The 7,048-nt window shown below is 58.9% G+C and carries 6 protein-coding genes; 4 read left to right on the top strand and 2 right to left on the bottom strand.

Features of this window, described 5'->3' with window-relative positions; all coding sequences use genetic code 11:
• Window positions 1-159: 159 nt before the first annotated feature.
• Both PQT43_RS26620 and PQT43_RS26615 read right to left on the bottom strand, forming a co-directional pair.
• On the bottom strand, window positions 160-1,380 hold the full coding sequence (locus tag PQT43_RS26620) for a CaiB/BaiF CoA transferase family protein (protein WP_102881468.1): 1,221 nt from the start codon (window positions 1,378-1,380) through the stop codon (window positions 160-162).
• A gap of 13 nt (window positions 1,381-1,393) precedes the next feature.
• Complete coding sequence (locus PQT43_RS26615) at window positions 1,394-2,575, bottom strand: acyl-CoA dehydrogenase (protein ID WP_267269179.1); 1,182 nt, start codon at window positions 2,573-2,575, stop codon at window positions 1,394-1,396.
• 158 nt (window positions 2,576-2,733) lie between these two features.
• Here PQT43_RS26615 and PQT43_RS26610 point away from each other — a divergent pair, with 158 nt between their 5' ends.
• The 4 genes from PQT43_RS26610 (at window position 2,734) to PQT43_RS26595 (ending at window position 6,981) form a co-directional block, all read left to right on the top strand.
• Window positions 2,734-3,633 (top strand): LysR family transcriptional regulator, encoded by a 900-nt coding sequence (locus PQT43_RS26610; protein ID WP_253084173.1) that lies wholly within the window; start codon window positions 2,734-2,736, stop codon window positions 3,631-3,633.
• Between the two features lie 451 nt (window positions 3,634-4,084).
• Window positions 4,085-5,206, top strand: coding sequence for a Re/Si-specific NAD(P)(+) transhydrogenase subunit alpha (locus PQT43_RS26605; protein ID WP_102862522.1), 1,122 nt, complete (start codon window positions 4,085-4,087; stop codon window positions 5,204-5,206).
• Between the two features lie 15 nt (window positions 5,207-5,221).
• Window positions 5,222-5,545: an NAD(P) transhydrogenase subunit alpha gene (locus tag PQT43_RS26600; RefSeq protein WP_005783507.1), complete on the top strand. Its 324-nt coding sequence runs from the start codon at window positions 5,222-5,224 to the stop codon at window positions 5,543-5,545.
• Window positions 5,545-6,981, top strand: a complete 1,437-nt coding sequence (locus PQT43_RS26595) for an NAD(P)(+) transhydrogenase (Re/Si-specific) subunit beta (protein ID WP_016963710.1) — start codon at window positions 5,545-5,547, stop codon at window positions 6,979-6,981. Before PQT43_RS26600 ends, PQT43_RS26595 begins: the two co-directional genes overlap by 1 nt.
• The last annotated feature ends 67 nt before the right edge of the window (window positions 6,982-7,048 follow it).

The following is a 7,048-nucleotide window of genomic DNA, read 5'->3' as shown; positions in this document are numbered from 1 at the left end:
TTTCGACTGCGCCGGAAGTGGGGCGAATTATAGACCTGTAGAATCTGCCGTCAACACTTAATTTGCATTTTCTATGAATAAACTCAAAAACACCCTCAGAAGAGTGTTTTGGCTAGCCGCATAGAGGGGCATTACGCCCCTCTATATAGAAGAGAAGCCTTACAGCACTCCCGAACGCGTCAAAGCCTCAACAGCCTCGACCTGCATTCCCAATACTCGCTGCAGGACCTGCGCAGTGTGCTCACCCAATAGAGGAGGGGCATTACGGTACTCCACAGGCGTCTCGGAGAGACGAATCGGGCTGGCGACCTGAGGCACAGTCCCCGCCAACGCATGGGGCAGCTCAACAGCCAGACCACGAAACACAACCTGCGGGTCGGCAAATACCTGGGCCAGATCATTAATCGGCCCACACGGCACTCCTGCCTTCTCCAACTGACTTACCCACTCAGCAGTAGTCTTGAATACCGTCGCCTGGCGAATCAATGGAATCAACAGCGCCCGATTAGCCACCCGCAGCTTGTTAGTAGCAAACCGAGGATCATCCGCCCACTGCGGCTGACCCGCTACCTCAGCAAACTTACGAAACTGCCCGTCATTACCCACGGTGAGGATGAAGTCTCCATCCGCAGTCGGAAAATCCTGATAGGGCACTATATTAGGGTGCGCATTGCCCAAGCGCTTGGGAGCAACTCCCGTCGTCAGATAGTTCATGGCCTGGTTAGCCAGACAGGCAACCTGCACATCCAGCAGCGCCATATCGATGTGCTGGCCGCCGCCGCCCTGATCCCGATGAGCCAAGGCCGCCAGAATCGCCACCGTCGAGTACAGCCCGGTCAGAATATCGGTCAACGCTACACCGACCTTCACCGGCCCAGCCCCCTCATCCCCCTCAGGGCGTCCGGTCAGGCTCATCAGCCCACCCAACCCCTGAATCATGAAGTCATAACCCGCCCGCTTGGCATAGGGACCGGTCTGACCAAACCCGGTGATCGAGCAATAGATCAGTCTCGGATTGATTGCCTTGAGCGATTCATAGTCCAAGCCATATGCAGCCAGCCCACCAACCTTGAAGTTCTCGATGACAATGTCCGACTTGGCAGCCAGCTCACGCACCAACTGCTGCCCCTCAGAACGAGTGAAGTCGATGGTCACTGACTGCTTGTTACGGTTGGCCGACAGGTAATAAGCAGCCTCCGTGGTGTTCTCGCCATAGGCATCTTTAAGGAAGGGCGGCCCCCAGGCGCGTGTATCGTCACCATTGCCCGGACGCTCAACCTTGATGACCTCGGCCCCCAGGTCCGCAAGGATCTGCCCCGACCAAGGCCCGGCCAGTACCCGTGATAAATCCAGTACCCGCAGATGCGATAACGCGCCCATGGCCGCTCTCCTATTAATAGAACGCCTGGATACCGGTTTGTGCACGCCCGAGAATCAGCGCATGCACGTCGTGAGTGCCTTCGTAGGTATTGACCACCTCCAGGTTCACCAGGTGACGGGCGATACCAAACTCATCGGAGATACCGTTGCCACCCAACATGTCACGAGCCATCCGCGCGATATCCAGAGACTTGCCGCAGGAGTTGCGCTTCATGATCGAGGTGATTTCCACCGCCGCGGTCCCTTCATCCTTCATCCGCCCCAGACGCAGGCAGCCCTGAAGGGCGAGAGTAATTTCGGTCTGCATGTCTGCCAGCTTTTTCTGGATCAACTGAGTCGCAGCCAGAGGACGGCCAAACTGCTGACGATCAAGGGTGTATTGACGCGCGGTGTGCCAGCAGAACTCCGCCGCGCCAAGCGCGCCCCAGGAGATGCCGTAGCGTGCCGAGTTCAAGCAAGTGAAAGGACCTTTCAGACCACGCACATCCGGGAAGATGTTCTCTTCCGGGACAAAAACGTTATCCATGACGATCTCGCCAGTGATCGACGCCCGCAGGCCCACCTTGCCATGAATGGCTGGAGTGCTCAGACCTTTCCAGCCTTTCTCCAGAACGAAGCCACGGATATCACCAGCGTCATCCTTGGCCCAGACCACAAACACATCCGCGATCGGACTGTTGGTGATCCACATCTTGCTACCGGTCAAGCTGTAGCCACCTTCGACCTTGCGCGCACGAGTAACCATCGCGCCCGGATCGGAACCATGGTTCGGCTCGGTCAGACCAAAGCAGCCAATCCATTCGCCAGACGCCAATTTCGGCAGGTACTTCTGCTTTTGCGCTTCGGTGCCGAACTCGTTGATCGGCACCATCACCAGGGACGACTGCACACTCATCATGGAGCGGTAACCCGAGTCCACGCGCTCCACTTCACGAGCGATCAGGCCATAGCACACATAGTTCAGGCCACTGCCGCCGTACTGCTCGGGAATGGTCGCGCCCAGGAGGCCGACTTCACCCATTTCACGGAAGATGGCCGGGTCGGTCTTCTCATGGCGGAAAGCTTCCAGAACCCGTGGTGCCAGCTTGTCCTGAGCGAACTGCTCGGCACTGTCGCGGACCATGCGCTCTTCTTCAGTCAGTTGCTGGTCCAGCAGAAGGGGATCGATCCAGTTGAAGCTTGCTTTGCCGCCCATGAGTGAATCCTCGTGAAGTAGGTCAACTATCGTGGGCTGATCCTAGACCCAGCAGGAGCCTCCCGGCAAACGAGGATTTTGCATACTGTTGTGCTAATTTCTCACTTCGTGACGGCAAAAAGTGCCATCTACAGCCACCATTAGTGAGATAGCCGTACATGCGCAGAAAGATCCCCAGTACCGCCGCCCTGATCAGCTTCGAGGCCGCCGCCCGCCACGAGAGCTTTACCAAGGCGGCGCAGGAGCTTTCCCTGACCCAGGGCGCCGTCTGCCGACAGATCGCCAGCCTGGAGGAGTTCCTCGGCGTAGAACTCTTCCGACGCTCGCGACGGGGGGTCAAACTGACCGAAGCCGGCCTTTCCTACAGTCGACGGGTCGCAACTCAACTGGATGCCGTAGAGCGCGACACCCTTTCCGTGATGGGTCAGCAAGGCGCCAATGTCATCGAACTGGCAGTGGTACCGACCTTCGGCACTCAATGGCTGCTACCACGCCTCAAGGACTTCCAACAGCAACACCCCGAAGTCACCGTCAACCTGACCAACCGCACACGCCCCTTCCTGTTCGCCGATACCCCCTTCGACGCAGCCATCTACTTCGGTGACGCCGACTGGTCCGGCACTCAGTCCCATCGCCTGATGGGCGAGCATCCAGTGCCGGTGTGCAGCCCGGCCATACTGGGCAACCACCAGCAACTGAGTGCCGAAGCCATTGCCGAACTGCCCCTGTTGCAGCAGACCACACGTCCCTACGCCTGGCGACAATGGTTCAACTCACAACAAATGAGCATCCCCCGTGACATGACAGGGCCACGCTACGAGCTATTCTCCATGCTGGCCCAGGCAGCCATGCATGACATGGGCATCGCCCTGATTCCAGCCTTTCTCATTCAGCGCGAACTGGCGGAAAAACGCCTGGTGATTGCCAACCCTCAAGCACTCACGAGCATCAAGGCGTACTACCTGATGATTCCTGAGCGCAAGGTTGAATCAGCCTCTTTACGGGCATTTCGCGACTGGCTAGTAAACCAGGCGAACAGCTACAACCTTGGAAAATAAAGGCTACACGCCAATAGCTGACCCCGTAGTCAACTAATTCAAAGCCCTACAGATATAACTATTTGTCGCATCTAGACAGACTGTACCGACACCTTGGACAATCGTTCTACAAGCGCCTAACCACGCGGCTTGTAGGGTTTATTTAGAGGCGATGTAAGACTATTCACGCCACCGATGAGAAAAATCTTAATTTCATGTCTAAAGCCTTGAAAGGCGCGGCTTACAAGGGTTTAAGTCTGTACGTTGCGACATTCGGTCACGGGGTGACTTGTAGTTAATTTTCCGTCACTAGTCAGAATCCCTTGAAGGCCTCAAAGTTCGCCTGCAAAATGCCGCGCCCCGCTGTGATTTCAGCGGGATCGTGCTGATCGGCCGCCCCAGCCGCACCCTCCTCAGTGCGCTGGCCTTCTAAGAAAGATCGAAAGCAATAAGATCAAGCAGGAGATTTGACGTGCACATTGGTGTTCCTCTCGAAACCCAGACGGGTGAAACACGGGTTGCTGCAACCCCGGAAACCATCAAGAAGCTGATCGGCCAGGGTCATAAAGTCACTGTGCAAAGCGGCGCCGGCATTAACGCCAGCGTGGTCGACAGTGCCTATGAAGCGGCAGGGGCAACCATTGGCAACGCCAACGATGCCTTTGGCGCCGAACTGATCCTCAAGGTAGTGGCCCCCAGTGACAGCGAGCTGGCTCTGATCAAGAGCGGCACCGTGTTGGTGGGCATGCTCAATCCGTTCAGCAATGAAACCATCGCCAAGCTGGCCGAACGTGGCATTACTGCCTTCGCCCTCGAGGCGGCACCACGCACTTCCCGGGCCCAGAGCCTGGACGTGTTGTCGTCCCAGGCCAACATTGCCGGCTACAAGGCTGTGCTGCTGGCCGCCCACTACTATCCGCGCTTCATGCCAATGCTGATGACCGCCGCTGGCACCGTCAAAGCAGCCCGCGTGCTGATCCTCGGCGCCGGTGTGGCAGGGCTGCAGGCCATCGCCACGGCCAAGCGCCTGGGTGCGGTGATCGAGGCCTCGGACGTGCGCCCAGCTGTGAAGGAGCAGATCGAGTCCCTGGGGGCCAAGTTCGTCGACGTGCCTTACGAGACCGACGAAGAGCGCGAGTGCGCTGTAGGTGTCGGTGGCTACGCCCGTCCCATGCCGGCCAGCTGGATGCAGCGCCAGGCCCAGGCGGTCCACGAGCGTGCAAAGCAGTCCGATATCGTCATCACCACCGCGCTGATCCCAGGCCGCAAGGCACCGACGCTGCTGAGCGCCGAGACCGTCGCCCAGATGAAACCCGGCTCGGTGGTCATCGACCTGGCAGCAGCACAGGGCGGCAACTGCCCGCTGACCGTAGCGGATCAGGTCGTGGTCGAAAACGGTGTAACCATCGTCGGCCCGACCAACCTGGCCGGCGCGGTAGCTGCAGATGCCTCGGCGCTGTACGCCCGCAACCTGCTGGACTTCCTGAAGCTTGTCTTCACTAAAGAAGGGCAGTTCGAAGTCAACCTCGAAGACGACATCGTCGCCGCGTGCCTGATGTGCCGCGACGGCCAAGTCATCCGCAAAAACGCCTAAGCAGGGATTCAGACGATGGAAGAGCTTATCTCCCCCGGTATCTACAACCTGATCATCTTCGTGCTGGCGATCTATGTCGGTTATCACGTGGTCTGGAACGTCACACCCGCACTGCATACGCCGCTGATGGCGGTGACCAACGCCATTTCCGCCATCGTCATCGTCGGCGCCATGCTGGCTGCCGCCCTGACCGTGACCCCGCTGGGCAAGACCATGGGCACCCTGGCCGTTGCCTTGGCCGCGGTCAACGTGTTCGGTGGCTTCCTGGTGACCCGCCGCATGCTGGAAATGTTTAAGAAGAAAGCGCCCAAAGCCGTGAAAGAAGAGGTGCAGAAGTAATGAGTATGAATCTGGTAACAACCCTCTATCTGATTGCCTCGGTGTGCTTTATCCAGGCGCTCAAGGGACTTTCGCACCCGACCACGTCCCGACGCGGCAACCTGTTCGGCATGCTGGGCATGGCCCTGGCGGTACTGACCACCATTGGCCTCATCTATAAGCTCGGCGCAGAACTGGCCACCGCCGGCATCGGCTACGTCATCGTGGGCCTGCTGATCGGCGGCACCGCCGGTTCGATCATGGCCAAGCGCGTAGAAATGACCAAGATGCCGGAGTTGGTGGCCTTCATGCACAGCATGATCGGTCTGGCCGCGGTGTTCATCGCCATTGCCGCCGTGGTCGAACCGCAGTCTCTGGGCATCGTCAAACACCTGGGCGATGCGATCCCCGCTGGTAACCGTCTGGAACTGTTCCTCGGCGCGGCCATCGGTGCCATCACCTTCTCCGGCTCGGTGATCGCCTTCGGCAAGCTGTCGGGCAAGTACAAGTTCCGCCTGTTCCAGGGCGCACCGGTACAGTTCGCCGGCCAGCACAAACTCAACCTGGTGCTGGGCCTGGCCACCCTCGGCCTGGGCGTGACCTTCATGGCCACCGGCAACCTGGGCGCCTTTGCCCTCATGCTGGCCCTGGCCTTCGTCATGGGTGTGCTGATCATCATCCCGATCGGCGGCGCCGACATGCCGGTGGTGGTATCGATGCTCAACAGCTATTCGGGCTGGGCAGCGGCAGGGATCGGTTTCTCCCTGAACAACTCGATGCTGATCATCGCCGGTTCCCTGGTGGGCTCCAGCGGCGCGATCCTTTCGTACATCATGTGCAAGGCGATGAACCGTTCATTCTTCAACGTGCTTCTGGGCGGTTTCGGCAACAGCGCCGATGCGGGTGGCCCGGCCGGTGCACAGGAAGCCCGTCCGGTGAAATCCGGCTCGGCTGACGATGCGACCTTCCTGCTGACCAACGCGGACACCGTGATCATCGTTCCCGGCTACGGCCTGGCGGTAGCGCGGGCCCAGCACGCGCTGAAAGAGCTGACCGAGAAGCTGACCCACCGCGGCGTAACCGTGAAGTACGCGATCCACCCGGTAGCGGGGCGCATGCCCGGCCACATGAACGTATTGCTGGCCGAAGCCGAAGTGCCTTACGACCAGGTGTTCGAGATGGAAGACATCAACTCCGAGTTCGGTCAGGCCGACGTGGTGCTGGTCCTAGGTGCCAACGACGTGGTCAACCCGGCGGCGAAGAACGATCCGAAATCGCCGATCGCCGGCATGCCGATCCTCGAGGCTTTCAAGGCCAAGACCATCATCGTCAACAAGCGCTCCATGGCCAGTGGTTATGCCGGCCTGGACAACGAACTGTTTTACCTGGACAAGACCATGATGGTCTTCGGCGACGCCAAGAAAGTCATCGAAGACATGGTCAAAGCCGTCGAGTAAAGCTGCTGTAGCGCAATAACCCAAACCTCAGCCTTTAGTAGGCTGGGGTTTTTTATTTACACCATAA

This window comes from Pseudomonas sp. BLCC-B112 (genome assembly GCF_028550695.1).
Lineage (GTDB): Bacteria > Pseudomonadota > Gammaproteobacteria > Pseudomonadales > Pseudomonadaceae > Aquipseudomonas > Aquipseudomonas danubii.
Note: the sequence above shows the minus strand (reverse complement) of the source record. Positions and strands in the feature narration are given on the sequence as shown.